Below are 26,510 nucleotides of genomic sequence, written 5' to 3'. Positions count from 1 at the left end.
CTGTCAGACAATGCTGATCGATTTCTTTACCACCCTGCGCAAAGCCCAGGTTCCGGTTACCCTCAAAGAACTACTGACTCTGCTGGAAGCCCTGCAGGCCAAAGTTGCTTTTGCCAGTCTGGATGACTTTTACCTGCTGGCCCGGCTCTGTCTGGTCAAGGACGAAAAATTCTTTGATCGCTTTGATCGTGCTTTCGGCCATTATTTCAAAGGCCTCGAAGACCTCAAACTGTTCCCCGATGACCAGATACCCGAGGACTGGCTCCGGGCCGAGTTTCTGAAAAACCTGACTGACGAGGAGAAAGCTCAGATCGAGGCACTGGGCGGTCTGGATAAACTGCTGGAAACCCTCAATGACCGGCTCAAAGAGCAACATGACCGGCATGCCGGCGGCAACAAGTGGATCGGTACCGGCGGCACCTCCCCCTTCGGCCACAGCGGTTACAACCCGGAAGGGATCCGCATCGGCGGCGAGAGCAAGCACAAACGTGCGGTTAAGGCCTGGGAGAAGCGGCAATTCAAAAATCTCGACGATCAGGTTGAGCTGGGCACCCGCAACATGAAGGTTGCACTGCGCAAACTGCGTAAATTTGCCCGCACCGGATCAGCGGAAGAGCTGGATCTTAACGACACCATCCGCTCTACCGCAGACAACGCCGGCCTGCTCGATATTAAAATGGTTCCGGAGCGGCATAATGCCGCTAAAGTGCTGCTGTTTCTCGACATCGGCGGCTCCATGGACCCTTATATCCATCTTTGCGAACAGTTGTTTTCCGCAGCGCGCAGCGAATTCAAGCACCTGGAGTACTACTACTTTCACAACTGCATCTACGAGAAGCTGTGGAAAGATAACCGCCGCCGCTTTGATGAAGCAGTCTCCACACTGGATGTACTTCATACCTACGGCAAAGATTACCGGGTAATTTTTATCGGCGATGCCGCCATGTCTCCCTACGAACTGTTCAGCCGCTACGGCAGTGTTGAGCATATGAACGAGGAGACGGGTCAGGTCTGGCTGCAACGGGTACTCGATACCTGGGATAAGGCGATCTGGCTTAACCCGAGTCACACCCGCTCCTGGGAGTATACCCAGAGCACCGTGGCAATCCGCGAACAGCTCGACGGGCATATGTATCCGCTGACGCTGGAAGGCATGGAACAGGCGATCCGCTACCTTTCGAAGTAATTCAATGCCCCTCCCGGGGGGCATTTTTCTTGACACCCTCCCGGCTTCTGACCACAGTATCTACAGACACTGTATTACCGGGATCATCATGAGCCATTTAGACACCCAGGAAGTTGTCAGACAACTGGCCGACCTGACCGGCGCCCTGACCTCTGAGCGCGATCATATTCAACTGCTTGACCGGATTATTCAGGGCTGTATGTACCTGACCAATGCCGACGGCGGAACCCTGTATACCCTGAACGAAGAGAATGAGAACGAACTGCTGTTCACCATTCTCCACAACCGGTCACTGGGAATGCACAGCAAACCGCGCGAGCTCTCCTGCATTGAGATTTTCAATGCACAGCAACAATCCTCCAAACTGGTGGTTGTGCAAACATTTGTTCAGCAGGAGACCATCAACATCCCAGACGCATACGCCTGTGAGGAGTTTGATTTTTCCGGTACCCGCAAGTTTGATAAGCAGCTCAGTTATCGTTCCAAATCTTTCCTCTGCGTTCCGCTTCAGGACCATGAAGGGGAAGTCATCGGGGTGCTGCAGTTAATCAACTGTCAGGATGATCAGGGCAACATCATCACCTTTACCGATACCATGCAGCATCTGGTCGAATCACTGGCATCACTGGCTGCGACGGTACTCACCAAACGCCGCCTGATCGATTCACAGCGCCTGCTGTTTGAGTCTTTCATCAAGTTGATCGGCCGCGCGATTGACCATAAATCCCCCGTCACCGGCAAACACTGTGAGCAGGTGCCTGAGATCGCTATGCTGCTGGCCGGAGCCGTCAATCAGGCCGAAGAGGGGCAGTTTGCTGAGATGGGTTTCAGTGAACAGGAGCTATATGAGCTGAAAATCGCAGCCTGGCTGCATGACTGCGGCAAGATCACCACGCCTGAATACATCATCGACAAAGCCACCAAACTGCACACCATGTTTGACCGGATCGATCTGGTGGAAGCGCGATTCTATGAATACAAACAACACCTTGAGCTGGAACTGCTGCGCCGCCACCGGGAACTGGACGCGGATGCGATGCACAAGGCACAGAACGCGCTGCAACAGCAGATTGTACGGCTGGATGAAGAACTGGCTTTTATCCGCCGCAGCAATACCGGTTCAGAATTTATGGCCGAAGAGGATAAAGCCAGAATCATGGCGATTGGTGAAATTAGCTGGATCAATGACACCGGTGAAAGCCGTCACCTGCTGACACAGGATGAGATCGACAACCTCTGCATCAGCAAAGGCACCCTGACCGATGCAGAACGGCAGGTGATGCGTGACCATATCAAAGTATCGATCGACATGCTGGAATCCCTCAACTACCCACGCCAACTGCGTCAGGTACCGGAGATCGCCTGTAATCACCACGAACATATGGATGGCAGCGGCTATCCCCGCGGACTGAAAGCAGACGACCTGTCAACGCGGGCCCGGATTATGTGTATTGCCGATGTCTTTGAAGCCCTGACTTCACCGGACCGTCCCTACAAGAAAGGGATGCTGCTCTCTCAGGCGATGACCATCCTCGGGCGGATGGTTGAGGATAATCATCTGGATGCCGACCTGTTCCGTCTGTTTGTCGAAAGCGGCACCTATCTGGCCTATGCGCAGCAACACATGACCCCACGCCAGATCGACCAGTTTGACCCGGCCAGCCTGCCCGGCCTGAACTGACTCAGGCCCGTTACTTGGAGGTGTGGCTGAACACGCCGCACCAGTCGTCGGCAGGCGCCTGCAAGGTAAATTCTGCAATTCGCTGACGATAGATCTGCGCCATCCGGTCCCCCGGGTGGCGCTGCAGATACCCGGCAAAGAGCGCATCTGCCTCCGTCCATTGCTGCCCGGCATAGAGCGCAATCGCCTGCCCGAACTGTTGCACATCACGCTTTTGTTCTGCGCTGGCCTGATCCAGCGGCAGCAACGGCTGATAGATATCCACAGGCTCACTGCGCCCCTTAACCTGAACCCGATCCAGATGCCGGAACAGGAAATCCGGGACTTCAGCCACCAGCTCACCACTCACCAGTAACGGGGTATCGTAATACTTGGTCAGCCCCTCCAGCCGGGAAGCGAGGTTCACCGCATCGCCCATCACCGTGTAAGTCATACGGAATGAAGACCCCATGTTACCCACATTCATCGGGCCGCAGTTGATCCCCATCCCCACCTGAACTTCAGGCAGATTTTCATCCCGAAGGGTTTGATTCAGTTCCGGCAGTACCCGTAGCATCTCCATCGCCGCCAGCAACGCATGCCGTGCATGCTGCGGATCTTCCAGAGGTGCCCCCCAGAAGGCCATCACCGCATCACCGATGTACTTATCCACCGTGCCCCGCTGCTCGTGAATCACCCGGGTCATCCCGGTCAGGTAGATATTCATCAACCGGGTAAGCTGCTGCGGATTAAGCTGCTCCGATAAACTGGTAAAACCACGGATATCCGAGAAAAACACGCTCATCTCGCGGTTTTCCCCACTCAGCTGCACCGACTGATTCTGCCGGCTCAGCTCCGCCACCACTTCCGGCGGGATATACTGGCCGAACTGGCCGGCCAGTTGAGTAATATTGCGGGTTTCAAAGAAATAACCGGTGGTCTGCTGAAACAGATAGAGCAGCATCACCGTGACCAGGGTATAACCGATCGGTATCACCCACAGCAGATGCTCCCAGGCATAAAGATTGAAAGCCAGCAACAGACCAATCCAGCCCAGGGTAATCAGCGTCGAAGTCAGTGCCGACACCCGGGGAATCAGCAGCGAGAGCAACAGACCACTGATCAGAAGCTGCACCAGTTCAACCCCCTGCGTGTAATCCGGCTGATGCAGAATCCGTTCATCCAGCATTCCGGAGAGAATATTGGCGTGCACCTCAACCCCTGAATAGCGGTTGCTCATCGGCGTTACCCGCAGATCAAGCAGCCCCGCCGCACTGGTGCCGACCAGAACCACGGTTCCTTCCAGTTGTGCCGGGTCAGCCCGCCCCGAGATCACATCACTGGCCGAAACGTAGGGAAAACTGCCCTGCGGGCCGCGATAAGGCACCAGCACAGCCCCGTACTGATCCACAGGAATTCGAATCCCGGCTGCCTCAACAGCCACCAGCGCCTGACGCTCTCCGGTGGCATCACTTTCCAGAACCGGCTGCACTTCCTGCTCGCCAAACAGTGCCAGCAGCATCGACAGGGAGAGCGAGGGGTAGTAATTACTCTGGTAGCGTTGCAGCAACGGAACCCTGCGGTAGACACCGTCGGGGTCTACCATCGGATTATCAAAGAAACCGTTCCAGACACTGGCACTGTGCAACTGGTCCAGACTGGAGATAATACCGCTGGCCTGAGGGATGGGCAGCCGCTGCAGCACCCCGGACGCCTCCAGTACAGGTATACCCGGATCACCCACCTGTAGCTGCTTTGCACTGCGGTCAAACAGGTAACCCAGTACCACCGGGCGATCAGTCAATGCCTGTGCGAAAAGCTGATCGGAGTCCAGTTGCGCCAGCAGGCTATCCAGATCAGCCTCCTGCTGCTGCAACCTTAAAGCCTGAAGCCGCTGCAGATCGACACTGCGATCCGCTTCAGAGAAGACCATATCAAAGCCGACAATGGCCACGCCGTAATTATCAAAAAGCTGATCCAGCATCAGTGCCAGCCGATCCCGGCTCCACGGCCAGCGTCCCTCCTCCGCCAGACTCTTTTCATCGATATCTACGATCACAATCCGCGGATCCTGGGCATAGCGCGCAAAGTGTCTCAGACGCAGGTCATAGAGGTCATATTCGAACCGGTCCAGCAGTGCCAGTCGCTCCCCCTGAAACAGGGGCAGCATCATCAGCAGGCTCAGCACTAATCCGAGCAGGGTGCGAATCCGTCTCTGTTTCATCGCTTATTCCGACACCACGCGACGTAACTGATCAAAATCGATATCCCCTTTCAGCACTTTGTAGATGCCATCCTGCTGCAGACTGCGCATGCCATCCTTCTCCGCCTGAGCACGGATCTCAGCAATCGAGCCGCCGCGGTTAATCTGTTCACACAGGGCCGGTGTGGAAACCAGCAGTTCATGGATACCGGTCCGGCCCCGATACCCGGTCTGGTTGCACTCTTCGCAGCCTTCAGCACGATAAAGCTTCAGCTTATCCCACTTCAGCTCGGCCGCGCGCTGCCCATAACGGCGCTGGAGAAAAGCGGCCTCCTCTTCGCTGGCACGATAGGGCTTACGACAACTCGGACAGAGCGTACGGACCAGACGTTGCGCCAGTATGCCGAGCAGGGCATCGGCAAAGCTCACCGGGTCTATCCCCAGATCCAGCAACCGGGTAATGGTTTCCGGGGCCGAGTTAGTATGCAGGGTTGAGAGCACCAGGTGGCCGGTTAACGAGGCCTCGACCGCCGCATGCGCCGTTTCCTGATCACGCATCTCACCGATCAGAATCACATCCGGGTCAGCACGCAGGAATGCCCGCAACGCAGCGGCGAAGGTAAAGCCGGTTTTGGGCTGAATCTGCACCTGCTGCAGCCCGGGCTGAGTAATCTCAACCGGATCCTCTGCGGTCCAGATCTTTCGATCGGGCGTGTTCAGGGTAGCCAGCAAAGCATGCAGGGTGGTGGTTTTACCTGAACCGGTCGGCCCGACCACCAGCAAAATACCGTGCGGGTTCTGCAACAACGCTTCCGTCTGTTTTTTATTTCGTGAGGAAAAATTCAGTTGCTCAAAAGGTACCGGCTCGCCGCTCTGCAACAGACGCATCACCACCCCTTCACCATTCACGGTCGGGATGGTCGCCACCCTCACCTCCAGCGGCTGCCCCTGCAGACGCACGGCAAACTTGCCGTCCTGCGGCAGGCGTTTTTCGGCGATATCCAGCCGCGACATGATTTTGATCCGGGAGACGGTTGCCCGGGCATGACTCGCCGGTATCTGAATAATCTCCTGACAGACCCCGTCAATACGCATCCTGACGCTGGTGGGTGTACGCCCCTTACCCGGTTCGATATGCACATCCGAAGCCCTTAAGCGCTTGGCATCCAGCAGCACCCGGTTAACCAGCCGCACCACGGTGGAATCCTCTTCGGAGACCTCATCGCCTTCAGCCACCTCATCCGCGTCCAGTTCCTGAGCATCCTCCAGCTCATCCAGCAGAGAGCTGAGATTCGCACCTTCCTGCTGCACACTACCGACGCTGACCCCCAGATACTGATGGATATCATCCAGCAAACCGACACAGATCTGCGTCTCCTGACCGGAGGCTACGTTTTTAATCTCCATCAGGCGCTGACTGTCGTTCGGATCATCGATCAGGATCAGCAGATTATCTCCGCCCTGCTCCGCCAGCAGCACAACATTGTTGTTCCGCAGGTAGGCTTTATTCACCTGTTCGCAAATGGGATGCAGATAGTATTTTTCCGGATTGTAAGCGACAAACGGTACCTGATAGTAACACTCCAGAGACTCGCCTATCTGACTGCTGCTGAGCCGGGCCTGTTCTCGCAGCAGGCGACTTAACGGCGTTCTCGCATCCGCCCGCTGCTCTAGTTGCTGAAAACGTTTTTCATCGATCAGGTTCTGCTGCAGCAGGTAATCATAGGGGCCTTCAGTGCAGCCGAAATCGTAGCGGAATTTTTGCCCGAGTAACTCGGCAAACTGTTCGCCGCGCTTCAGATCTGAATCGGTGAAAGGCTGACCATCGCGGCGATTGATAATCTGAATCACACCCAGCAATACTTCGTTAAACAGAATCGGCAGCACCAGCATTGACCGGCTTTTAAACTCGATATCTTTTTCAAAAGAACCGTTAAAGCGCAGTTCCGGATGGATCTTTTTCAGCTCCTCAGCATTATGCACATCCGCGATGATCAAAGGCTGCCGACTCAGGGCCACATAACCGGCAATCGAACCTGCGCTGACCGGGACTCGGATTTCGGTCAGGTCATCACCGGTTTTGAAGCGGGAGACAATATCCTTGCTACTGCGGTTACGTTGATATACGGTCATACGTTGCGCATGGAACAGGGCAAGCAAGGCTTTTTCAACCAGTGGATAAGCCTGCTCAAAACTGCGGGCCTGATGGATTTTACTCAGGACTTTGGTCAGCCCGGAGTAGAACTGCTGGGTTTCGCTCTCAGTCGATTTTGTCATGCACAACTACCATAATGTACCTGTTACGATTCTGATTTTAGATAGCGTCCGCCGGGGTGAGAAGTGAAAATCGAAATTCTTGGTTGTAGCGGTGGCATCGGCCACGGCCTGAAAACAACGACTTTCCTTCTGGACGAAACCCTTCTGCTGGACGCCGGCACCGGCGTTGAATTGCTGAAAATGGAGCAGATGCTGCAGATCCGTGATGTGCTGATCACCCACGCACACATCGACCACATCGCCGGATTACCCCTGATGCTGGCAACCATCTACGACCAGCACCGCCACCCGATTGATGTTTATGCTCTGCCTGAAGTCATCGACGCTCTGCAGAGTCATATTTTTAACTGGACGGTCTGGCCGGACTACACCTGCCTGCCCGAGGCAGAGCCGATCATTCGCCTGCACAAGGTTCAGGTTGGCGACGAACTGAGCCTGCAGGGTAAACAGATCCGGGTTCTGCCCGCCAGCCACCCAACGCCAACGGCGGGTTATCTGATTGCTGACCAGAACAGCTCTTTTGCATTTACCGGTGACAACGGTATTAATGATCCGCTGTGGCCGATCCTCAACCAGCATCAGCCCGATCTGCTTATCATCGACGTTTCCTTTACCGATGAAGTCGATGAACTGGCCCGTCTCAGCGGTCACCTGACCCCCAGCCATCTGGCGCAACAGCTAAGCCTGTTACAACACCCCACCCGGATCATGATCACTCACCTCAAGCCCGGGTTTGAAGATCTGATCATGCAGCAGTGCCGGCAGATTCTGCCCCAATGGCAGATCGACCGGCTGCACCACGGCGATCTGATCCAGCTCTGAACAAGCCGTTACTGGAATACCGCCGTCCCGGTGACACCCACATCCGACACCGCGCCCGCGACACCCTTCTCCGAGGCACTGAAGCTGCTGATGATGCTGTTTGCGGAATCACCCACAAAGTTCACCGACATATGCCCTTCCAGCTCTGAGGAACCAATACAGCCTCCGCCGCTGCAACTGCCGGTAATATTCAGCTCTTTACCGTTATACAGCTCCTCAATTCCCATCGCTTCCGCGCTGTTCAGGTCATAACTGCGCGAATCGGAGAAGCCGTTCAGATCCAGACTGGCAGAAGTAACTTTCTGATTGTTCCAGTCCACGCTGATCGTGGAGAAATAATCGATACTGCCGTAGAGACCACTTTCGGTCTGCACTGAGCCTTTGCCACTGACAGCAGAATACGTATATGTACCGGTTTTGTTCTGCAGCACGCTGAGCGGGGTCAGGCGGTCACTGTAGATAAACAGGAAGGACTGATCGGTATCCTGCAGCACGCCATTCTCAAGCAACTGGAAATCGCCATCCCAGCGTCCCCAGTAGATATTGGCGTTGTCTGAGGTAGCAAAACTGCCATTGTCTTTCAGCGAGGCATTTTCTGCCGAGAAGGTACAGGGATTACAGTCACCGCCATTGGTCTGGGTCTCGACAAAATAGATCCCGGTCAGACTGTTGTTATCCAGCACCAACTGGGTCTGGCCGTCCGGCATCAGTGAACCGCTGTTCGCCTTCAGCCCAAGCAGACTGTCTTTGTCGAAAAAGGCGACACCCGCTACGGTACCTCTGGCTGCCACCGTACCGGTGCCGGTAGGGTTGGGTGCGGTTGTTGACTCGCTGACCGTACCACCTGTAACCGGATCAGTGGTCGGGACCAGCGCACTGTCGGTAGTACTGTCCACTGACGTGGTCAGCGTGGTGTTCTCTGCGGTGAGCTGGGTTACAGCGGTAGCGCCTGATTCGGACGTTGAAGATTGTTCAGATATTGAAGGTTCTTCAGAGGCAGAGGATTCATCAGAGGCTGAAGGTTCCTCCTCTGCCTGAGATTCGTCGGCATCGGTGCTCTCTTCCTCTTCTTCATTCTGCGTTTCATCGGTTTCTTCATCGCCGGATTCATCAGAACCCTGCGCACTCACCGGGGTATCAAATACTCTGATACTGCCGGCCGCACCGAGCAGCTCAAAGGATCGGCCCGCAGGAATATCCCGGTCATCACCCTGACGTGGCTGAACATTAATCCGCCCATCCGTCACCGAACCGCTGAGCTTGTCACCCCGACGGGTAATGCTGAAATCGGTGCCACGAATACCGATCGTCGCCACGACGGCATCCAGTTGATAGGCTTCGGGATCGGATTTGCCGATCTGGCCGGAGAGCGTTCTCATCCCGCCTTTCAGCAACTTATACAGCGCTTTTCCCTCTTCCGGGTTTTCGCTGGCAAACTGGTATTGCTCGATTTTGAACTCGGTGCCGGGTTTCAGGGAGAGCCGCGAGCCGTCGCTGAAACGCACCTGAAGCCGGCCTTTCGCGCCGGTCTTAAGCAGATCTTCCGCATAGAGCTCAGACTGGCGCTTCAGCTCCCGCTCTGAACCATCAGCCGCCACCGCCATATTCTGACCGAAGCTGAGGATTACTTTGCCGATACTCTCCGGGGCCGCCTGAACCAGTGTGGTCAGAATCAGCAACAGGGAGGCAGTTGTAAAACGTAGAATCATCTCAGACCTCACTGAAAGTTGTAGCGCAGACCCAGCATCACCTGCTGACGATCATATTCATAAAGTTCAATATTGGAGTCGACATCCGTGAAACTGTAGTTCGCCTGCAGACTCCAGGATGGATTAAATCGCCACTCCATATTCAGGTTCAGAAGCAGGAAATCATCGCTGCGTTTAATTCCGTAGAGCCAGTCTTCACCCTGATAGTCACTGCTCTGGTAGGTCAGTGCAGGAGTAAACCGAAGGCTTTCAGACGGGCTGAACTGCGCCCCGGCACTCACGCCGTAAAAGGTCTGATCAACCTGCCCGTCGGCGAGAATACCGCCATTTTCCGGTTTCTGGGCACCGATAAAACCACCCATGAAATAGAGTGGTTTCCAGCCACCATCAGCAGCATAAAAGTAATTACTGCCCAGGGTGTACAGCGTTGCGTCTTTCCAGTTGTTATCGACGTAATCCAGCCCGTTGATTGCAGCGAAACTCTTGATCACCGAGCGGCCCGTCAATTGCTGACTCCAGACCAGTTTGGCCCCGACCTGATCCCGGTAATCTTCACGATCCAACTGGTATTTGTCGTAACTGAACTGAAGCAGGTACTGCGAGTGAGAGTTTTTCCAGAGGTGACCTCCGGAGACGCGAAAACGTTTGTAATCCTGTTCCGGCTCCGTGTGGTAGTAACGCAGATCACTGCTGGCATCAAATTGCAGCGCACCGCGCTTTGAGTAATGATGCTCGACCCGACCGCCCAGACGCAGCAGATTAAACTGATCATCACGGCCCAGTGCACTATCACTGAGGGTAACCAGTTGGGTCTGCCCACCCGGGCCGGAGTTGATATTACTGTCGTAGCCCGCCCAGAGCTCTGCAAACCCGCTGAAACGTGTCTGTGAGGCACGTTCCCGGTTATCTATGCGGGCAAGAAAAAGATCAATACGGCTGATGACGTTGGCGGGCGGCTGGCTTTGTCTGACCTGTTCAAACAGACTGCGCGCCTGAGCCATCTGCCCGAGCAGGAAGTAAGCCCGTGCCAGTTCAAGGCGTGCCAACTGATGGTTGGGTTGCAGGAATAACACCCGCTCCAGAGCAAAGATCCCCTCACTCGGGTGGCCACTGTCGATGGCCGCAACGGCATAGGGCAGATCAAACGCCGGATCCCCCTCATACTGATCCAGGTGCTGTAGCGCAACCTGATAGGCGCGGCTGTATTCTGCCTGATCAAGTAATGCCTGAATATCCGTTACCGGATCCGCCTGCACCCACGGCGCAACACTCATCAGCCCTACTAGACAACATCGGGTCAGGGTTTTCAATGCAACTCCCCTTGTACATATTCCTCAGTCCTGATTAATGCAACTTAACAGCCTTTTGCTGAACTGCCAATCCAGAACTTAGCCCTTACGCCTAAAAGGGGAATTAGGTGGCGTTTAAAACGATTATTCCCTGATCGGTCAACCGCAACAGAGCTTACTGTGATAGCAGCGCCAGCCGTCGGCTAATAGTTGTTCGGGCTGGCATCCAGCGGACTTGTCTGTGCCGGCACACGATCCATTTTCAGATCGGGGTCGATAGTAATCCGCTGTACTTCCTGCTCCAGTGACAGCGGCTGGCGGTCAAGATCCGGCAGCGCAGCGTCGGGCACTGTATCCAGTACCGCAGTCCGGGACTGCAACTGTTCAGCGGTAAACGACTCAGACTGAATCAGAGGCTGACGCTGGCCGGCTTCAAGAAAGAAATGTTTGCCTGCCGGCACATCGCTCTGATGCTCCGCAACCTTAACAACGATGGTGCCTTCCAGCACCTGCCCCCAGAGTCCGCGCGGACGACCACTGCTCTCAGAACAACTCTGGTCGCAGAAGAACAGACTGTAATGGGTACCGCGCACACCGATCGTCGCGATCGGTGTCTTGAGTGCGTAATTATCCGGCTCCGCTGCGCTGATCGCCCCGGTGATGGTGCGTAAACCACCCTTAATCAGTTGATAAACCGCACGCCCCTGCTGCGGGCTATCCTCCGGATAACGGTGCTGCTCAAGGGTAAACAGGGTATTGTTTTCCAGAGACACCCGGGAACCATCGCTCAGACGCAACTGCAACTGACCACGCTCGCCGGTGCTGATCTGGTCTCGCACATAAACCGGGCCGTTGCGCTTCAACGCGCGTGGCGGCTGCGCATCCAGTTGCGCAGTGTTTTTACCTACACTGAGCACGACCTTACCCGCCTGTTCCGCGGCCTGTAACCCCACGGGTATCATCAGGGTCAACAGGCATAACCATCGGTTTAACACTCAACTGACTCCAGAGCCCCCTGCGGGCCTCACTAGTTAATAAAACTGTGCTGTTTCAGACTCTCCAGCTCATCCCGGTATTTCGCCGCCTGTTCAAATTCCAGATTTTTGGCCGCTTCGTACATTTTGTCTTCCATCTGAGTCATCAGGCGAGCCAGCTCTTTGGCCGACATCTGCGCCGGATCGGTCTGATACTCTGTAGCCGGTTCAGCCACCTTACGGCTGCTCTTATTCGCCTTACGGCCCGGAATGGTGCTGGCACCTTCCATAATATCCGCCACCGACTTACTGATGCCCTTCGGCACAATGCCGTTAGCCTCATTAAACTCGATCTGCTTACGCCGGCGCCTTTCGGTTTCATCCATCGCCCGCTGCATCGACCCGGTCACCCGGTCTGCATAAAGGATAGCCTTACCGTTCACATTTCGCGCGGCCCGGCCGATGGTCTGGATCATCGAGGTATCTGAACGCAGGAAGCCCTCTTTATCCGCATCCAGAATCGCCACCAGAGACACCTCCGGCATATCGATCCCCTCACGCAACAGGTTGATCCCCACCAGCACATCAAATTCACCGATACGCAGATCACGGATAATCTCTACCCGCTCTACCGTATCAATATCCGAATGCAGGTAACGTACCCGAACGCCATGCTCATCCAGATACTCGGTCAGATCTTCAGCCATTCGCTTGGTCAGCACAGTGACCACCACGCGCTCTTTTTTCGCCACAGTTTTCTGAATTTCAGACAGCAGATCATCCACCTGAGTCGTCGCAGGGCGCACCTCCACCACCGGGTCAACCAGACCCGTCGGCCGAACTACCTGCTCCACCACCTGCTGTTGATTTTCCGCTTCGTAACGGCTCGGGGTGGCCGAGACAAAAATCATCTGCGGCGATTCCCGCTCCCACTCCTCAAACTTCATCGGCCGGTTATCCAGCGCCGACGGCAGACGGAAGCCATACTCCACCAGCGTTTCCTTACGCGAACGGTCACCACGATACATGGCGCCGATCTGCGGCACCGTGACATGGGATTCATCGATCACCAGCAGGGCATTATCCGGCAGATACTCGAACAGGGTTGGCGGTGCCTCTCCCGGCTGGCGCCCGGAAAGATAACGGGAGTAGTTCTCGATCCCGGAGCAGTAACCCAGCTCCATGATCATCTCCATATCGTACAGGGTGCGTTGCTCCAGACGCTGCGCCTCAACCAGTTTGTTGTTTTCGCGCAGTTGCTGCAGTCGGCCATGCAGCTCATCCTTAATTTTTTCCACCGCCTGCAGCAGGGTTTCCCGGGGGGTTACGTAGTGAGTTTTAGGGTAGATGCTTGCCCGGGGCATTCGTTTCAGGACTTCACCGGTCAGCGGATCAAAGCTACTGATCTCTTCGATCTCTTCATCAAACAGTTCTAAGCGGATCGCCTCTTTCTCGGACTCCGCCGGGAATATATCGATCACATCGCCGCGCACCCGGTAAGTACCACGATGCAGTTCCACATCATTACGGGTGTACTGCAGTTCCGCCAGGCGGCGCAAAATCCCGCGCTGATCGATAATATCGCCACGATCAACGTGCAGCATCATGCCCAGATAGGACTTAGGATCACCCAGACCATAGATGGCAGAAACGGTGGCCACGATAATCGCATCTTCCCGTTCCAGCAGCGCCTTGGTCGCTGACAGACGCATCTGTTCAATATGATCGTTTATCGAAGCATCCTTCTCGATAAAGGTATCAGAGGAGGGAACGTAAGCTTCCGGCTGGTAATAGTCATAGTAGGAAACGAAGTATTCCACGGCGTTATTCGGGAAGAACTCTTTAAACTCACCGTAAAGCTGGGCAGCCAGTGTTTTGTTGTGCGCCATAATAATGGTCGGGCGCTGCACCTGAGCAATCACATTAGCCACGGTAAAGGTCTTACCCGAACCGGTAACGCCGAGCAGCGTCTGGGCCGCCAGACCGGATTCTATACCCTCTACCAGCTCACGAATCGCCTGCGGCTGATCACCTGCAGGGGAGAACGGAGAGTGAACCTTAAAGCGCTCTTTCATAACCCATCCAAACCGGAGAAAAACCGCCATTATAACCCAGTCACGGGGAATTTGACCTGCTGCCGAAACCACGCAAACCCGCGGCGCTGCTTTTTACATGACCTCAATATGACTGCACAGGACTTACCTGATCGTGAATCATCACAGAAGCCAGTGTGCGGAGCGGGTTTAATCGCAGGCTGTCAGGGCTGATCCGACAAAAAGTTTCCAATAGGCAATTTATTGATCATAAAAGGCAACTTTTGCTCGAAACAGGATTCATGCGGGCATTTCTTTGCTGTATCATTGTCAGGTTTGGAAAAGCCCTGCCAACTCTGAGCAAAACAGGCTTTTCTGCTGATTTAATGTCGCGATCCGCCGCTTGCGGATCTGCTAAATCGAGGAACTTAGGCTTGAACGTTCAACTTTCAGACCGCGTTAACAACATCAAACCTTCTCCAACGCTGGCGGTAACTAACCGTGCGGCAGAACTGCGCGCGGCAGGTAAGAACATTATTGGCCTGGGTGCTGGCGAGCCCGACTTTGATACTCCGGATCACATCAAACAGGCTGCCATCCAGGCGCTAAACGAAGGTTTCACCAAATACACCGCTGTAGATGGCACGCCGGCATTAAAGAAAGCAATTATCAGCAAGTTCAAGACCGATAACGGTCTGGACTACGAAGCGAACCAGATTCTGGTTTCCTGCGGCGGTAAACAGAGCTTCTTTAACCTGTCTCTGGCCCTGCTGAACGAAGGCGATGAAGTGATCATCCCGGCACCTTACTGGGTATCCTACCCGGACATGGTCAAGATGGCTGATGCCACTCCGGTGATTGTCAGCACTACGCAGGAACAGCGCTTCAAGATGACTGCCGCTCAATTGCAGGCAGCGATCACCGATAAAACCCGTCTGGTCGTGCTGAACAGCCCGTCTAACCCGACTGGCGTTGCTTACACACTGGATGAACTGAAAGCGCTGGCTGAAGTACTGCAGCAGCACCCTCAGATACTGGTAGCGACTGACGACATGTACGAGCACATCCGTTTTAACGATGCACCGTTCGTCAACATTCTCAACGCCTGCCCGGAACTGTATGAACGTACGATCGTTCTCAACGGTGTCTCCAAAGCCTACTCCATGACCGGATGGCGTATCGGCTATGCCGCAGGTCCTGCGCAGTTAATCGGCGCAATGAAGAAGATCCAGTCTCAGAGCACCTCCAACCCGACCTCTATTGCTCAGGTGGCGGCGCAGGCGGCACTGGAAAACTCTCAGGATTGCGTCGCTGAAATGGTTGTCGCGTTCAAAGCACGCCATGAGTACGTAGTTGAGACCCTGAACAGCATTAAGGGGGTGAACTGCATCCCGGCTGACGGTACCTTCTACGCGTTCCCGAGCTTCCAGGAAGCGATCGATAACGACCCGCGCTTCAGCGATGATATCGAACTGGCGGAGTTCCTGCTTAACGAAGCGGGCGTAGCACTGGTTCCCGGCTCCGCATTCGGTGCACCGGGCAACATGCGTCTCTCCTTTGCAACCAGCATGGAAGTGCTGGAAGACGCTCTGGGCCGGATTCGCAACGCACTGGAAGGCTAATCTTCCAGCAGCGAAAAAAACCGGGCCTCCTGCCCGGTTTTTTTTCAACTGAAGGAACCTGACTCCAATTCAGTAATCAGAGGGATACCCTCATTTCATGGAGAGCATTTAATGCTGGATAAACTCACCTGTCTGAGCCGGTCAGCCTGGTACTGGTTGACACTGATTCTGCTGGCTGCAGGAATGGAAGCCATTGCCCTTTATTATCAGTACGTACTGGATTACGGCCCCTGTGTACTCTGTATCCATATCCGGATCTGGATCTTCGGCCTGCTGCTGGTCGCAATTCCCGGCCTGTTCGGACGTAAGCATTCCGGCCTGAGCAAGCTAACTCATCTGCTGACGCTGGTCACCGGGATCGGCCTGCTGGAGCGATCCTGGCAGACCCTCGCCGTGGAACGTGGCTGGGTCATTGATAGCTGCAGCATGGATAGCGGCCTGCCGGACTGGTTTGCTCTGGACAGTTGGCTGCCCGCTGTTTTTGAGCCATGGGAACCCTGCGGATATACCCCGGAATTACTGTTCCGGATTACGATGGCAGAGGGTCTGGTCGCCTTCTCCGTTGCGCTTTGTATCGCCAGCCTTCTGTTTTCGGCTTTACAATTCCGCCGCCACTGATCGATATCGCCAGCAATAACAGCCTGATCTGTCACTGACAGTTCAGGCTGCAGAGGTAATGATGTTGCTTCCTGAATAAACAAACGTGCAGCATCTTATGAACCTCTCAGCCAATACCATGAAACGCCTGCTTAACCTCTATCCGCCCTACCTCGGCGCAGGCATACGGGTGAAACAGATCAGTAGTGACTGGAGTGAGGCGGTGGTCAGCCTCAAGGTTCGCTGGTACAACCGAAACGCGGTTGGCACCCATTTTGGCGGCAGCATCTACTCCATGATCGATCCCCACCTCATGCTGATGCTGATGAACAGGCTCGGCAAGGACTACCGGGTCTGGGATCAGGCTGCCGAGATCGACTATATTAAAGCCACACGCAAGCCCCTCACCGCCCGAATCAGCCTCAGCCAGCAGCAGATCGATGAGATCCGAAGGCAGACCGCCAACGGCGAAAAGTACCTGCCGGAGTTCGAAGTATTGCTCTATGACAGCGACCAGACCCTGATCGCCCGGGTTAAGAAGACTCTCTATGTTCGCAAAGCCCTCAAACCCTCGGCCTGAGCTTCCTGCAGACATAAAAAAGCCCGCTCAGGGAGCGGGCAAAATAACAGGATGTTACAAAGTCGAGGATTAGTTGCTGTATGCAGGGCGAACCTGACGAACAAAGCTGAAGGCAGATAATGGAGACTTGACGGCTTTCACCAGACCCCGGAAGATCGCTGCAAACACCTCGCCACGCTGCTGCTTAGCCTGCGCGATATAGTAAGCAGTATCTACATTTCCGAAGGCATCAAGACGCACATCATCAAACCGTTCTTCGTTCATTCACACACCAATTAAAATCAACAAAAACTAAAACAAAAAAGAAGTCCCGCCACTCGAACAAACAGATCAACGATCCAAAGAAGGCTGATAGTTAAGCTAACTATCGGTAAATTCTGTGAAATCAATCATTTGTTGATTAACGATAAGGCGTATACTAAAGTCTATGCAGCAGTTGCACAAACGACTGTTTTTCACTTAAAAGATGAATTTATCTAATCAATGTCAGGAGAATGACCATCCGACGCCTGCCCCCACTTAATGCGCTGCGCAGTTTTGAAGCGGCCGCCCGTCTGCGCAGTTTTAATAAAGCCGCAGATGAACTGTTTGTGACCCCTTCTGCGGTCAGCCATCAGATCAAGGGGCTTGAGGAATTTTTGGGTGTCCAGTTGTTCGAACGGATCAAGCGCCGGGTTGAACTGACCGCCCCCGGCGAGCGCTACCTGATATCGGTCCAGACAGCGCTGGATGAAATTGACGATGCCACCCGGCGGTTAATGACCACACCAAACAGCGGCGTGGTCAACCTGAGCGTAGCGCCGGCCTTCCTGACCCGCTGGCTGGTTCCGCGCATTAACCATTTCCAGAACCATAACCCTGAAGTAGAGCTGCGCCTCACGGCATCCATGAGCCAGATCGATTTTCGCTACAGCGATATGGATATGGCCGTGTTCTTCGGCGATGGAAACTGGCCGGATCTGCATACCCACCATCTGCGTAACGTCCACTCCGTGCCGGTCTGCAGCCCTAAACTACTTGAAGGCAAACCGGACATAAAAACCGCAGAGGATCTGCTGAAATACACCCTGATTCATGTATCTAAACGCGATACCGAATGGAAATCCCTGCTCCGTCAGGAGGGCGTCAGCCGGATCGACACCGCACGCAATATGACCTTTTCTAACACCTCGCTGGCACTTGGAGCGGCGATGGAGGGGCTGGGCATTGCGCTGGCCGACCGGGGACTGGCGGTGCGCGAACTGGAATACGGACAACTGATATGCCCGCTGGACATTACCCTGAACACTCAGAAAGCCTTCTATCTGGTCTACCAGAAGAGCCGCCCGCTGACCGAAAGCATGCAGGCTTTTCGCGACTGGATTCTGGACGAGATGCAAACCGAGCAGCGTAACCTTAAAGGCGACGACAGCGAAGCCTGAATCGCCCAACCCCCGCAGACTTCCTGTAGCAGCGCTATTTCTCAACAGATTGTTGCATTTCTTGACATAATAAGCCGTTGCTAAGTACACCGTTCAGTTTACAATATCTTTCCCCTTTTATAATTATCATTATCATTCGAGTAAACACGATGCGTGCGCTAAGAAGTACTTATCTCGCCGTGATGCTGGCATCCCTTTCGGTTTTTGCTGTATCACCTGCCCGGGCTCAGGGCCTGCCTGCCGAAGTTATTACTGTAAAGAGCCAGATTCTGGACCGTACCATCGCCGCGGTGGGTACCCTTCGCGCTAATGAGTCGATCATGTTGCGCCCAGAACAGAGCGGACGCATCGAAAAAATTCTCTTCAGCGAAGGCGAGCAGGTTAAACAGGGCGACACCCTGTTCCAGCTCGACAGCGCTATCTACCGCGCTGAACTGCAGGAAGCCCGGGCACGGGTGCAGCTCAGCCGCACAGACTATGAACGGGCCCGCAGCCTGTTGAAGAAGCGCGTCGGTTCCGAGCAGGAACGAGACAGCAGTCTGGCTCAGTTACGGGTGAATCAGGCGCAGGAAGCACTGGCGCAGACCCGGCTCGATAAGATGACAATTAAAGCGCCTTTCAGCGGTTACACCGGATTGCGACTGGTCAGCCCCGGCGACTATGTTAATCAGGGCGAAGATCTGGTTGAACTGACCGATCTCAGCCGCATGAAAATGAACTTCCGGGTACCGGAAATCTACCTCGCCGAGCTGCGTCCGGGCCGTGAAATCCGCGTTCAGGTTGACGCCCTGCCGGGTGAGCCCCTCAGCGGCACCATTATGGCGGTTTCCCCCAGCTCTGATCAGAACGCACATAACATCGAAGTACGAGCCACGATCCCGAATACAGAGGGTCGACTGCGGCCCGGACTGTTCGCTAAGGCGGAGATCCTGATCGAACAGCAAGAGAGTGTGGTCATTCCTGAGCAGGCGATCGTACCGCAGGATGGCAGCTTCTTCGTGATGACGGTTGAAGAGGGCAAGGTGGCGATGAATCCGGTCAAACTGGGCCAGCGTCGTCCCGGCGTCGTTCAGATCAGCGAAGGCCTGAGCGCAGGTCAGGTGCTGATTACCGCAGGCCAGATCAAACTGTTCCCGGGCATGCCGGTGACCCCGATCTTTACGGACGGCAGTCAGCAAAAGCCTGCCGAAACCGTTGCCGCATCTAAGGGCGAATAAACATGGTTTTATCCGACATCAGCATTAAGCGCCCGGTTCTGGCGATCGTGATGAGCATACTGGTTTTTCTGGTAGGCCTGATCTCCTATGACCGCCTGACCGTACGCGAATACCCTAAAATTGATCTGCCGGTGGTAACGGTAGAAACCACCTACCCCGGTGCCAGCGCGTCCATTATTGAAACTCAGGTCACGCAGATTATTGAAGACTCCCTCTCCGGCATCGAGGGGATCGACTTCATGAATTCGATCAGCCGTACCGAGAGTTCTCAGATCAGTGTCACCTTTAAGATTGACCGTGACCCGGACAACGCCGCAGCGGATGTGCGCGACCGGGTCAGCCGGGTCATCGGCCAGTTGCCCGAAGATGTAGATCCTCCGGTGGTAGCCAAGACCGAAGCAGATGCCCAACCGATCATCTGGCTGGCGTTCAACTCGGATCGTCACAGCATTATGGAGGTCAGCGACATTGCTGACCAGCAGGTTAAAGATCAGCTTCAGACGGTTTCCGGTGTTGCCAACGTAATGATCTTTGGTGACCGCAAATACTCTATGCGGATCTGGATGGATCCGGCGCGGATGGCCGCCTATAAGGTGATTCCTAAGGATATCGAAGATACTCTGAACCAGCAGAATATTGAGATCCCGGCGGGTCGTATCGAGAGTAAGGAGCGTGAATTCACCCTGCTGGCGAAGACCGACGTCAATGATATCGAAGCCTTTAAACGCCTGATTATCCGTAATGATGCCGGCTACCCGGTACGTATTCAGGATGTCGCCCGGGTCGAGATTGCCCCGGAAAGCACCCGCCGAATCACCCGGTTCAAAGGTGAAAGCGCGGTGGCACTGGGCGTGGTTAAACAGTCCACAGCCAACCCGCTGGATGTCTCTCAGGGTATCCGGGATAAACTGGACGCTGTACGCCCGACACTGCCCGACGGTATGAATGTTGAGGTCGCATACGACTCCTCTATTTTTATCGATGAATCGATCAAATCCGTATACAGCACACTGGCACTGGCAGGTCTGCTGGTCGTACTGGTGCTGTTTTTCTTCCTGCGTAACATTCGCGCCACCCTGATTCCGGTTGTCACCATCCCGCTCTCACTGGTGGGGGCGTTTGCCATGATGTACTGGTTCGGCTTCAGTATTAACACCCTGACCCTGCTGGCACTGGTACTGGCAATCGGTCTGGTGGTGGACGATGCGATCGTTATGCTGGAGAACATCTACCGTCATGTAGAGGAAGGCCTCAACCCGATTCAGGCTGCCTTTAAGGGAGCACGGGAGATCGGTTTTGCAGTACTCGCCACCACCGCTGTACTGGTTGCCGTTTTCGCCCCGGTTGCCTTTTCCGAAGGCCGGACCGGCAAACTGTTTACCGAGTTTGCCCTGACACTGGCAGGCGCGGTCATCGTCTCGACTTTTGTCGCCCTGACCCTGTCGCCGATGATGTCGTCACGCCTGCTCAGACATGAGACCCGGCACAGCGCGATCTTCAACCTGATTGAAGGTTTCCTGCAGGGGATCACAAACGGCTACCAGAAGCTGCTCAACAAACTGCTCAGCTCCCGTGTCCTGACGCTGGCCATTATGCTCATCAGCCTCGGTGGTGCGGCGTACTATTACACGCAGCTTCCGCAGGAGCTCGCACCCTACGAGGATCGCGGCACAATTCTCAACTTTGCTCTGGCACCGGACGGCTCCTCAGTTGATTACGTCGACCGTTACACCCGACAGATCGAAGCCACCATCAGCCAGACCCCGGAGACTAACCGCTATTTTGCCGTAGTCGGGTTCCCTTCGGAAACCAATGCGATGGTGTTTCAGGGGCTGGTTCCCTGGGAGGAGCGTGAACGTAAACAGCAGGCAATCTCCGCCGAACAGACACCGAAACTCTATGGCGGTATTCCGGGCATCATGAGCTTCTCGCTCAACCTGCCCTCACTGGGCCAGAGCTTTATCTCCCGTCCGGTGGAGTTCATCGTCAAGAGTAACGGCACCTATGATGACCTTAAGCAACTCACCGACCAGTTGATGGCGAAGATCTACGCTAACCCGGGTTTTGCTCAGCCTGAGAACGACCTTAAGCTGAACAAGCCGGAACTGCAGATCGATGTGAAGCGTGACAAACTTTCAGCCAGCGGGGTCGATGTTGATGATCTCGGCCGTACTCTGGAGAGCTACATGGCCGGTCGCGAAGTCACCCGATACAAGCAGGCCGGTGAGCAGTACGAGGTTATCCTCAAGGTCGATGACCAGCAGCGTCGCGATCCGAGCGATCTGACCAACCTGTATATGCGTAACAGCAACGGCGAAATGGTCCAGCTCTCCAATCTGGTAGAGGTACGGGAAACCGTTGCGCCACGTGAACTGAACCACTTCGACAAAATGAAGGCGGTGAAGATCCAGGCACAACTGGCACCGGGTTACAGCCTTGGCGAAGCCCTCAGCTTCCTTGAGCAAAGCCTGCAGGAGATCGAACCAAAAGCGAGCTATGATTACTCAGGCCCGTCGCGGGAATTTAAAACTTCCAGCAGCAGCATGCAGACAACATTTGCACTGGCTCTGATCATCGTATTTCTGGTACTGGCGGCACAGTTCGAAAGTTTCAAAAACCCGATGATCATTCTGCTCTCGGTACCGCCGGCCGTCTTTGGTGCGCTCTGTGCCCTCTATTACAGTGGCGGATCACTCAGCGTTTACAGTCAGATCGGCCTGATTACCCTGATCGGTCTGGTAACCAAACACGGCATTCTGATCGTTGAGTTTGCCAACCAGCTACAGGAACAGGGACGGGATCTGCACAGTGCGATTACAGAAGCCGCAACGCTGCGTCTGCGTCCGATCCTGATGACTACCGGGGCAACCGTACTCGGTGCATTACCACTGGCGATGGCGCTGGGTGCCGGTGCAGAATCCCGTCAGCAGATCGGCTGGGTTATTGTCGGCGGTATGACCTTTGGTACACTACTGACACTGTTTGTCATCCCGACAGTTTATAGTTATCTGGGTAAACGGACCTTTAAAGAAGTACAACCAGAACCGGAACAGGTTGCAGGATAAACATCAATGAATCTGAAAAAGCTTTTCCATGTATCCTACCTCACCCTGGCTGTCAGCAGCGCAGCCACGGCAGGAGAACTGGCAGACATCTATCAACTGGCTTTGGCAAACGACCCCCAGCTTAAAGCGGCAGAAGCCTCTTACAATGCGGATCGGGAGATCGAAGTACAGAACCGTGCGGCGTTGCTGCCCAGCATCAACCTGAACGCCAACACCACGGCCTATGACACTGACAGCGCTGATTTCAATAACCATGGCTACACCCTCTCCCTGAGTCAGCCGGTTTTCGATGCAGCCGCATGGTTCAGTTTCAAACAGGGTAAAGTGCTCTCCGAACAGGCTGCGGTTCAGTTTGATCTGGAACAGCAAAACCTGATCCAGCGTACCGTACAGGCCTACCTCGGGGTGCTGCGTGCCAGCAGCGCACTGCAGACCGCCGAAGCACAGGAGCGTGCCATCAAGCGTCGTCTTGATCAGGTTAACGCACAGTTTGAAGTGGGCCTGATCGCCAACACCGACGTGCAGGAAGCCCAGGCTTCCTACGACAACGCCCGGGTTGCCCGGATCAGTGCGGAAGGCGAGCTGGATAACAGCTACGAAGCGCTGGAACGTCTGACCGGACAGAACTTCAGCGCAGTCAGCCTGCTGGCTGAAGACTATCCGATCGAAGAACCCACGCCGACGACAGCCCAGCCGTGGCTGGAAAAAGCCTGGCAGGGTAACCTGAACCTGAAACTGGCGGATTACTCTTCAGAAGCCGCTCGCCGTGCGGCACAGGCCGGACGTGCCGGCCACTACCCGACCCTGAGTCTGAGCGCCAGCTACGATTACGATGAAGGCACCGTCAGCAACGACATCGGTTCCGATACCTCAGCCATCGGGCTGACCCTGTCAATGCCGATCTTCTCCGGTGGTTCAGTCAGTTCCAGATCCCGTGAGCTGGAGCAGCGTCTGACCCAGAGTCATCACAACCGTGAAGATATTCTGCGCCAGATTACCCAGTCTACCCGCAGTCTGCTGCGTGACCTGCGCACCGGCTCGCTCAGCGTTCAGGCACTGAAACAGAGCATCCGCTCCCGAGAAGCAGCCCTGCAGGCGACAGAAGAGGGTTACAAAGTGGGCACCCGTAACGTGGTTGATGTATTGCAGGCCGAGCAGCAGCTGTATGCAGCTAAACTGGAATATGCCAATGCCCGGTTTGACTACGTACAGAACCTGATTACCTTCAAACAACAACTGGGTACACTCAGCCCTGAAGATATCAACGAACTGGATGGCTGGCTGAAGTAAGCCGTCTGTTTCAGAATCAGGGCCGGGCGCAACGGAGAGATCACCCGCTGCGCCCGGCCTTTTTTATGCGCACAATCCCACAGGCAGTGAGGACGCAGTCATGGATCAGCAAACGATTGCCAGCGGAATCGACTACCTGTGCCAGGTCGACCCTGACCTGCAACAGGCTGTTGCCCTGTTAGGCCCACCAGCTCCACGACTGCGCCCGGCCGGATTTGAAACCTTTCTCTCCACCATCGTCAGTCAGCAGCTTTCAACCGAAGTCGCCCGGGCCATTATGACCCGGGTCAGAGCCTTGCTGCCTGACCTGACCCCGCAGGCGCTGCTGCAACTCGACCGGGAAGCCCTGCGCGGCGCAGGCCTCTCTTACCGCAAAGTGGAGTACGCGCAGGGGCTGGCAGCAGCGATTCAGAGCGGGGATTTCCTCCCCGATCAACTACCCGCACTGAGCGATCAGGCAGCCATCGACGCGATTACCAGATTACGCGGCTTCGGTCGCTGGAGCGCCGAGATCTATCTGATGTTTTCGCTGCGCCGGGAGGATATATTTCCCGCCGATGATCTGGCTCTTCAGGTTGCACTGGGCCGACTCAAAGGACTTGAACAACGCCCCCGTCCGGCTCTGGCCCGCGAACTGACCGCCCATTGGGCCCCCTGGCGCAGTGTCGGTTCATTGTTTCTCTGGCATTACTATCGCGGCGCCCCCAACTGAACCGTTTTACTTAACTGCCGCATCGGCCCGGACAGATATCAACAATCGGCCCTGACCACTGGTCTTATTGCCCCTGATTCCAGAGCTGGTAGAATTGCGCCCAGTTTTTACAGGGGCCCATCATGTCTGAATTCTCTTCACTTACTCAGTTACTTCGCCAGAGTGGCGGCCAGGTGCGTTTTTTTGATATGGGCCGCCGGGTCCAGAAACTCTCTGCCGAGCTGTTCGAAAAGATCGAGAATCAGCAGACACCTTACCCATATCCCTATCTGCAGCATGCCTGGATAGCGCTGATGCTGTGGAACCCGAAAAACAAAACACAGGGCGTGGCCTGGTTCCTTAAGTTACCACTGGACGAGCAGGGCTTTCTGATTCAGGCGGTGCGCGATGATCTGCTGAACCGCCTGCTGCAAAATGCAGGTGCGATCCTGCAGCATGAAGAAAGTGGTGAGATGCCGGAAGATGCGCTGAAGGACAATCCGTTCTCCTTCAAACCGGATCAGGAGAAGATGGCGCTGTTTCATGCTTACTCCACCCTCGCGTCCGCGCAGCCCGCATCACAATATTATGAACACGCCCAGCAGTACTTTGCCGGCCAGATCGGATTCGATCAGTGGCAATCGCTTGGCTATCAGGGCATTGCCGATCTGGTGGTACGCCACGGCAAAGGCAAAAACAGTGAGATTCTGAGTAAAGCGATCCCACTGCTGCCGGATGCACCGTTTGAAGTGCTCTGCACCTGCATCGAGAGTATTGAGCCGGATCACACATTGTTCAGCGCGCTCTGCCTGCGTGCAGAACAGACTCTGCAACGCGGAACCGCCAGCAGCAATCATGTCGCAGCCATCACCCGGGGTCTCTCCAATGGCCGTAACGGTGATCGCAAACAGCAACTGATGCGCCAGATTCTGGAAAGCGACTACGCGCTTGAGCCGGAAGTGATTGTCGCGGTGGCCACACGCTGCACTGAAAGCCTGCAGGAGCCGGAAATATTGCAACGGTTTCTGGAAAAACTGGCGATCAACAAGGCCGGGCAAGCGGGCTTTTCACGCATACTTTCCGACCTGATGTTTATGCCGGTCATGCGGGCACTGATTCTGATGCAGTTCCGTAATCAGCAGCGCAGTGAAGCCCTGAGCAAGGCGATCGGCGAGATGTTTGGTGGCAACTTCAATTAAGGCCTGACGGCTGATGCAGACTCGCTCAGCGCCAGCGTCCGGGCATAAGTGATCTGGATCACCAGCGCATCATTGCTGGCTCGGTGGCGCTGCAGATTCAGCTCCTCCAGCACCTGAGCCTTAACCTCGTGCCAGATCTCCATCTGAGCTTCTTTCAGAATCATCTCCAGCGGGCTGACCCGAAACTGCATCGGTAAACCCGCCCGGTAAAACAGCTTAATCAGCCAGCTCTGATCCACCACCCAGCCATCGCTGTATACCGTCAGGTTGTGCAAACGACGGTTCAGCCCGGCGGCCACCTCTTCGGCTTCCCGACCATGTTCGAGCAGGCTGTCGCGACAGATACCGTGGTAATGCTGCGCTTCATCAGACCAGTGAGTCCAGTCCGGTTTAGGCCGGATCAGGCTGCAGAAGCGCTCCCCCGGATCCAGCGCCAGCCCCACCTCAATCGGGTAGCTGTCGGCACCAAACCCTGACGCTTCAAGGTCGATGATATAGGGATTACCTGGCGCAGCGATGGTCCTGATCTCCTGAAAATTGCTGTCCCACATAGTACAACTTAAATCAATTCAGCAGTGAAATTTCTTGTCTGTACTACAACGAAACCTGAGATAAGCGGTGATCCGGGCGGGTCAATTGCTATCAGATATTTCGCCGGTCAGCGAAAAGGGAAAG

The 26,510-nt window shown here is 55.1% G+C and carries 20 protein-coding genes; 12 read left to right on the top strand and 8 right to left on the bottom strand.

Annotated elements, in window-relative coordinates; genetic code table 11:
• The first annotated feature begins 10 nt into the window (after positions 1–10).
• Positions 11–1,186: a vWA domain-containing protein gene (locus QUD59_RS11945; protein WP_286241028.1), complete on the top strand. Its 1,176-nt coding sequence runs from the start codon at positions 11–13 to the stop codon at positions 1,184–1,186.
• 88 nt (positions 1,187–1,274) lie between these two features.
• Positions 1,275–2,867 (top strand): HD domain-containing phosphohydrolase, encoded by a 1,593-nt coding sequence (locus QUD59_RS11940; RefSeq protein ID WP_286237252.1) that lies wholly within the window; start codon positions 1,275–1,277, stop codon positions 2,865–2,867.
• A gap of 10 nt (positions 2,868–2,877) precedes the next feature.
• Here the strand turns inward: QUD59_RS11940 and QUD59_RS11935 are convergent, their stop codons facing one another.
• Both QUD59_RS11935 and QUD59_RS11930 read right to left on the bottom strand, forming a co-directional pair.
• Positions 2,878–5,070 carry a CHASE2 domain-containing protein gene (locus QUD59_RS11935; protein ID WP_286237251.1) on the bottom strand — a complete coding sequence of 731 codons (2,193 nt, stop codon included), beginning with the start codon at positions 5,068–5,070 and terminating at the stop codon, positions 2,878–2,880.
• A 3-nt stretch (positions 5,071–5,073) separates the two neighbouring features.
• Positions 5,074–7,326, bottom strand: coding sequence for a GspE/PulE family protein (locus QUD59_RS11930; RefSeq protein WP_286237250.1), 2,253 nt, complete (start codon positions 7,324–7,326; stop codon positions 5,074–5,076).
• A 63-nt stretch (positions 7,327–7,389) separates the two neighbouring features.
• Between QUD59_RS11930 and QUD59_RS11925 the strand changes: the two genes are divergently transcribed.
• Positions 7,390–8,148 (top strand): MBL fold metallo-hydrolase, encoded by a 759-nt coding sequence (locus QUD59_RS11925; protein WP_286237248.1) that lies wholly within the window; start codon positions 7,390–7,392, stop codon positions 8,146–8,148.
• A gap of 8 nt (positions 8,149–8,156) precedes the next feature.
• On the opposite strand, the gene QUD59_RS11920 is transcribed toward QUD59_RS11925, so the two are convergent.
• The 4 genes from QUD59_RS11920 to uvrB all read right to left on the bottom strand — a co-directional run bounded on the left by QUD59_RS11920 (position 8,157) and on the right by uvrB (position 14,195).
• On the bottom strand, positions 8,157–9,857 hold the full coding sequence (locus QUD59_RS11920) for a FecR family protein (RefSeq protein ID WP_286237246.1): 1,701 nt from the start codon (positions 9,855–9,857) through the stop codon (positions 8,157–8,159).
• Positions 9,858–9,865: 8 nt separating this feature from the next.
• Entirely contained in the window at positions 9,866–11,131 is a 1,266-nt protein-coding gene (locus QUD59_RS11915; RefSeq protein WP_286237244.1) for a surface lipoprotein assembly modifier, read from the bottom strand.
• 218 nt (positions 11,132–11,349) lie between these two features.
• Complete coding sequence (locus QUD59_RS11910) at positions 11,350–12,141, bottom strand: FecR family protein (protein WP_286237243.1); 792 nt, start codon at positions 12,139–12,141, stop codon at positions 11,350–11,352.
• Positions 12,142–12,173: 32 nt separating this feature from the next.
• A complete protein-coding gene (gene uvrB / locus QUD59_RS11905) occupies positions 12,174–14,195 on the bottom strand; it encodes an excinuclease ABC subunit UvrB (RefSeq protein WP_286237242.1) in 2,022 nt (673 codons plus the stop codon).
• Between the two features lie 392 nt (positions 14,196–14,587).
• Between uvrB and QUD59_RS11900 the strand changes: the two genes are divergently transcribed.
• The 3 genes from QUD59_RS11900 to QUD59_RS11890 all read left to right on the top strand — a co-directional run bounded on the left by QUD59_RS11900 (position 14,588) and on the right by QUD59_RS11890 (position 16,952).
• Positions 14,588–15,775 (top strand): pyridoxal phosphate-dependent aminotransferase, encoded by a 1,188-nt coding sequence (locus tag QUD59_RS11900; RefSeq protein ID WP_286237241.1) that lies wholly within the window; start codon positions 14,588–14,590, stop codon positions 15,773–15,775.
• A 111-nt stretch (positions 15,776–15,886) separates the two neighbouring features.
• Complete coding sequence (locus QUD59_RS11895; protein ID WP_286237240.1) at positions 15,887–16,393, top strand: disulfide bond formation protein B; 507 nt, start codon at positions 15,887–15,889, stop codon at positions 16,391–16,393.
• Positions 16,394–16,490: 97 nt separating this feature from the next.
• Positions 16,491–16,952 carry a DUF4442 domain-containing protein gene (locus tag QUD59_RS11890; RefSeq protein ID WP_286237239.1) on the top strand — a complete coding sequence of 154 codons (462 nt, stop codon included), beginning with the start codon at positions 16,491–16,493 and terminating at the stop codon, positions 16,950–16,952.
• A gap of 69 nt (positions 16,953–17,021) precedes the next feature.
• Here QUD59_RS11890 and QUD59_RS11885 read toward each other — a convergent pair whose 3' ends face one another.
• Complete coding sequence (locus QUD59_RS11885) at positions 17,022–17,216, bottom strand: RSP_7527 family protein (RefSeq protein WP_286237237.1); 195 nt, start codon at positions 17,214–17,216, stop codon at positions 17,022–17,024.
• Between the two features lie 230 nt (positions 17,217–17,446).
• Here QUD59_RS11885 and gcvA point away from each other — a divergent pair, with 230 nt between their 5' ends.
• The 6 genes from gcvA to QUD59_RS11855 all read left to right on the top strand — a co-directional run bounded on the left by gcvA (position 17,447) and on the right by QUD59_RS11855 (position 25,835).
• Positions 17,447–18,373: a transcriptional regulator GcvA gene (gene gcvA, locus QUD59_RS11880; protein ID WP_286237236.1), complete on the top strand. Its 927-nt coding sequence runs from the start codon at positions 17,447–17,449 to the stop codon at positions 18,371–18,373.
• 149 nt (positions 18,374–18,522) lie between these two features.
• Positions 18,523–19,590: an efflux RND transporter periplasmic adaptor subunit gene (locus QUD59_RS11875; RefSeq protein WP_286237234.1), complete on the top strand. Its 1,068-nt coding sequence runs from the start codon at positions 18,523–18,525 to the stop codon at positions 19,588–19,590.
• Positions 19,591–19,592: 2 nt separating this feature from the next.
• Positions 19,593–22,655: an efflux RND transporter permease subunit gene (locus QUD59_RS11870; protein ID WP_286237232.1), complete on the top strand. Its 3,063-nt coding sequence runs from the start codon at positions 19,593–19,595 to the stop codon at positions 22,653–22,655.
• 6 nt (positions 22,656–22,661) lie between these two features.
• Positions 22,662–23,945 carry a TolC family outer membrane protein gene (locus tag QUD59_RS11865; RefSeq protein ID WP_286237231.1) on the top strand — a complete coding sequence of 428 codons (1,284 nt, stop codon included), beginning with the start codon at positions 22,662–22,664 and terminating at the stop codon, positions 23,943–23,945.
• A gap of 100 nt (positions 23,946–24,045) precedes the next feature.
• Positions 24,046–24,657 carry a DNA-3-methyladenine glycosylase family protein gene (locus QUD59_RS11860; protein WP_286237230.1) on the top strand — a complete coding sequence of 204 codons (612 nt, stop codon included), beginning with the start codon at positions 24,046–24,048 and terminating at the stop codon, positions 24,655–24,657.
• A gap of 122 nt (positions 24,658–24,779) precedes the next feature.
• A complete protein-coding gene (locus QUD59_RS11855; RefSeq protein ID WP_286237229.1) occupies positions 24,780–25,835 on the top strand; it encodes a DUF3549 family protein in 1,056 nt (351 codons plus the stop codon).
• On the opposite strand, the gene QUD59_RS11850 is transcribed toward QUD59_RS11855, so the two are convergent.
• Positions 25,832–26,386, bottom strand: coding sequence for a 3'-5' exonuclease (locus QUD59_RS11850; protein ID WP_286237227.1), 555 nt, complete (start codon positions 26,384–26,386; stop codon positions 25,832–25,834). The genes QUD59_RS11855 and QUD59_RS11850 overlap by 4 nt on opposite strands.
• Positions 26,387–26,510 lie beyond the last annotated feature (124 nt).

It is taken from the genome of Neptuniibacter halophilus (assembly GCF_030295765.1).
Lineage (GTDB): Bacteria > Pseudomonadota > Gammaproteobacteria > Pseudomonadales > Balneatricaceae > Neptuniibacter > Neptuniibacter halophilus.
The sequence above is the reverse complement of the archived record's forward strand: the minus strand, read 5'-3'. Positions and strand labels throughout refer to the sequence as shown.

What these genes read in the sequence shown, in the direction of transcription:
- QUD59_RS11945 (WP_286241028.1), top strand. Translation starts at nt 11, where the DNA reads ATGCTGATCGATTTCTTTACCACCCTGCGCAAAGCCCAGGTTCCGGTT.
- QUD59_RS11940 (WP_286237252.1), top strand. Translation starts at nt 1,275, where the DNA reads ATGAGCCATTTAGACACCCAGGAAGTTGTCAGACAACTGGCCGACCTG.
- QUD59_RS11935 (WP_286237251.1), bottom strand. Translation starts at nt 5,070, where the DNA reads ATGAAACAGAGACGGATTCGCACCCTGCTCGGATTAGTGCTGAGCCTG.
- QUD59_RS11930 (WP_286237250.1), bottom strand. Translation starts at nt 7,326, where the DNA reads ATGACAAAATCGACTGAGAGCGAAACCCAGCAGTTCTACTCCGGGCTG.
- QUD59_RS11920 (WP_286237246.1), bottom strand. Translation starts at nt 9,857, where the DNA reads ATGATTCTACGTTTTACAACTGCCTCCCTGTTGCTGATTCTGACCACA.
- QUD59_RS11915 (WP_286237244.1), bottom strand. Translation starts at nt 11,131, where the DNA reads ATGAGTGTTGCGCCGTGGGTGCAGGCGGATCCGGTAACGGATATTCAG.
- uvrB (WP_286237242.1), bottom strand. Translation starts at nt 14,195, where the DNA reads ATGAAAGAGCGCTTTAAGGTTCACTCTCCGTTCTCCCCTGCAGGTGAT.
- QUD59_RS11895 (WP_286237240.1), top strand. Translation starts at nt 15,887, where the DNA reads ATGCTGGATAAACTCACCTGTCTGAGCCGGTCAGCCTGGTACTGGTTG.
- QUD59_RS11890 (WP_286237239.1), top strand. Translation starts at nt 16,491, where the DNA reads ATGAACCTCTCAGCCAATACCATGAAACGCCTGCTTAACCTCTATCCG.
- QUD59_RS11885 (WP_286237237.1), bottom strand. Translation starts at nt 17,216, where the DNA reads ATGAACGAAGAACGGTTTGATGATGTGCGTCTTGATGCCTTCGGAAAT.
- gcvA (WP_286237236.1), top strand. Translation starts at nt 17,447, where the DNA reads ATGACCATCCGACGCCTGCCCCCACTTAATGCGCTGCGCAGTTTTGAA.
- QUD59_RS11875 (WP_286237234.1), top strand. Translation starts at nt 18,523, where the DNA reads ATGCGTGCGCTAAGAAGTACTTATCTCGCCGTGATGCTGGCATCCCTT.
- QUD59_RS11870 (WP_286237232.1), top strand. Translation starts at nt 19,593, where the DNA reads ATGGTTTTATCCGACATCAGCATTAAGCGCCCGGTTCTGGCGATCGTG.
- QUD59_RS11865 (WP_286237231.1), top strand. Translation starts at nt 22,662, where the DNA reads ATGAATCTGAAAAAGCTTTTCCATGTATCCTACCTCACCCTGGCTGTC.
- QUD59_RS11860 (WP_286237230.1), top strand. Translation starts at nt 24,046, where the DNA reads ATGGATCAGCAAACGATTGCCAGCGGAATCGACTACCTGTGCCAGGTC.
- QUD59_RS11855 (WP_286237229.1), top strand. Translation starts at nt 24,780, where the DNA reads ATGTCTGAATTCTCTTCACTTACTCAGTTACTTCGCCAGAGTGGCGGC.
- QUD59_RS11850 (WP_286237227.1), bottom strand. Translation starts at nt 26,386, where the DNA reads ATGTGGGACAGCAATTTTCAGGAGATCAGGACCATCGCTGCGCCAGGT.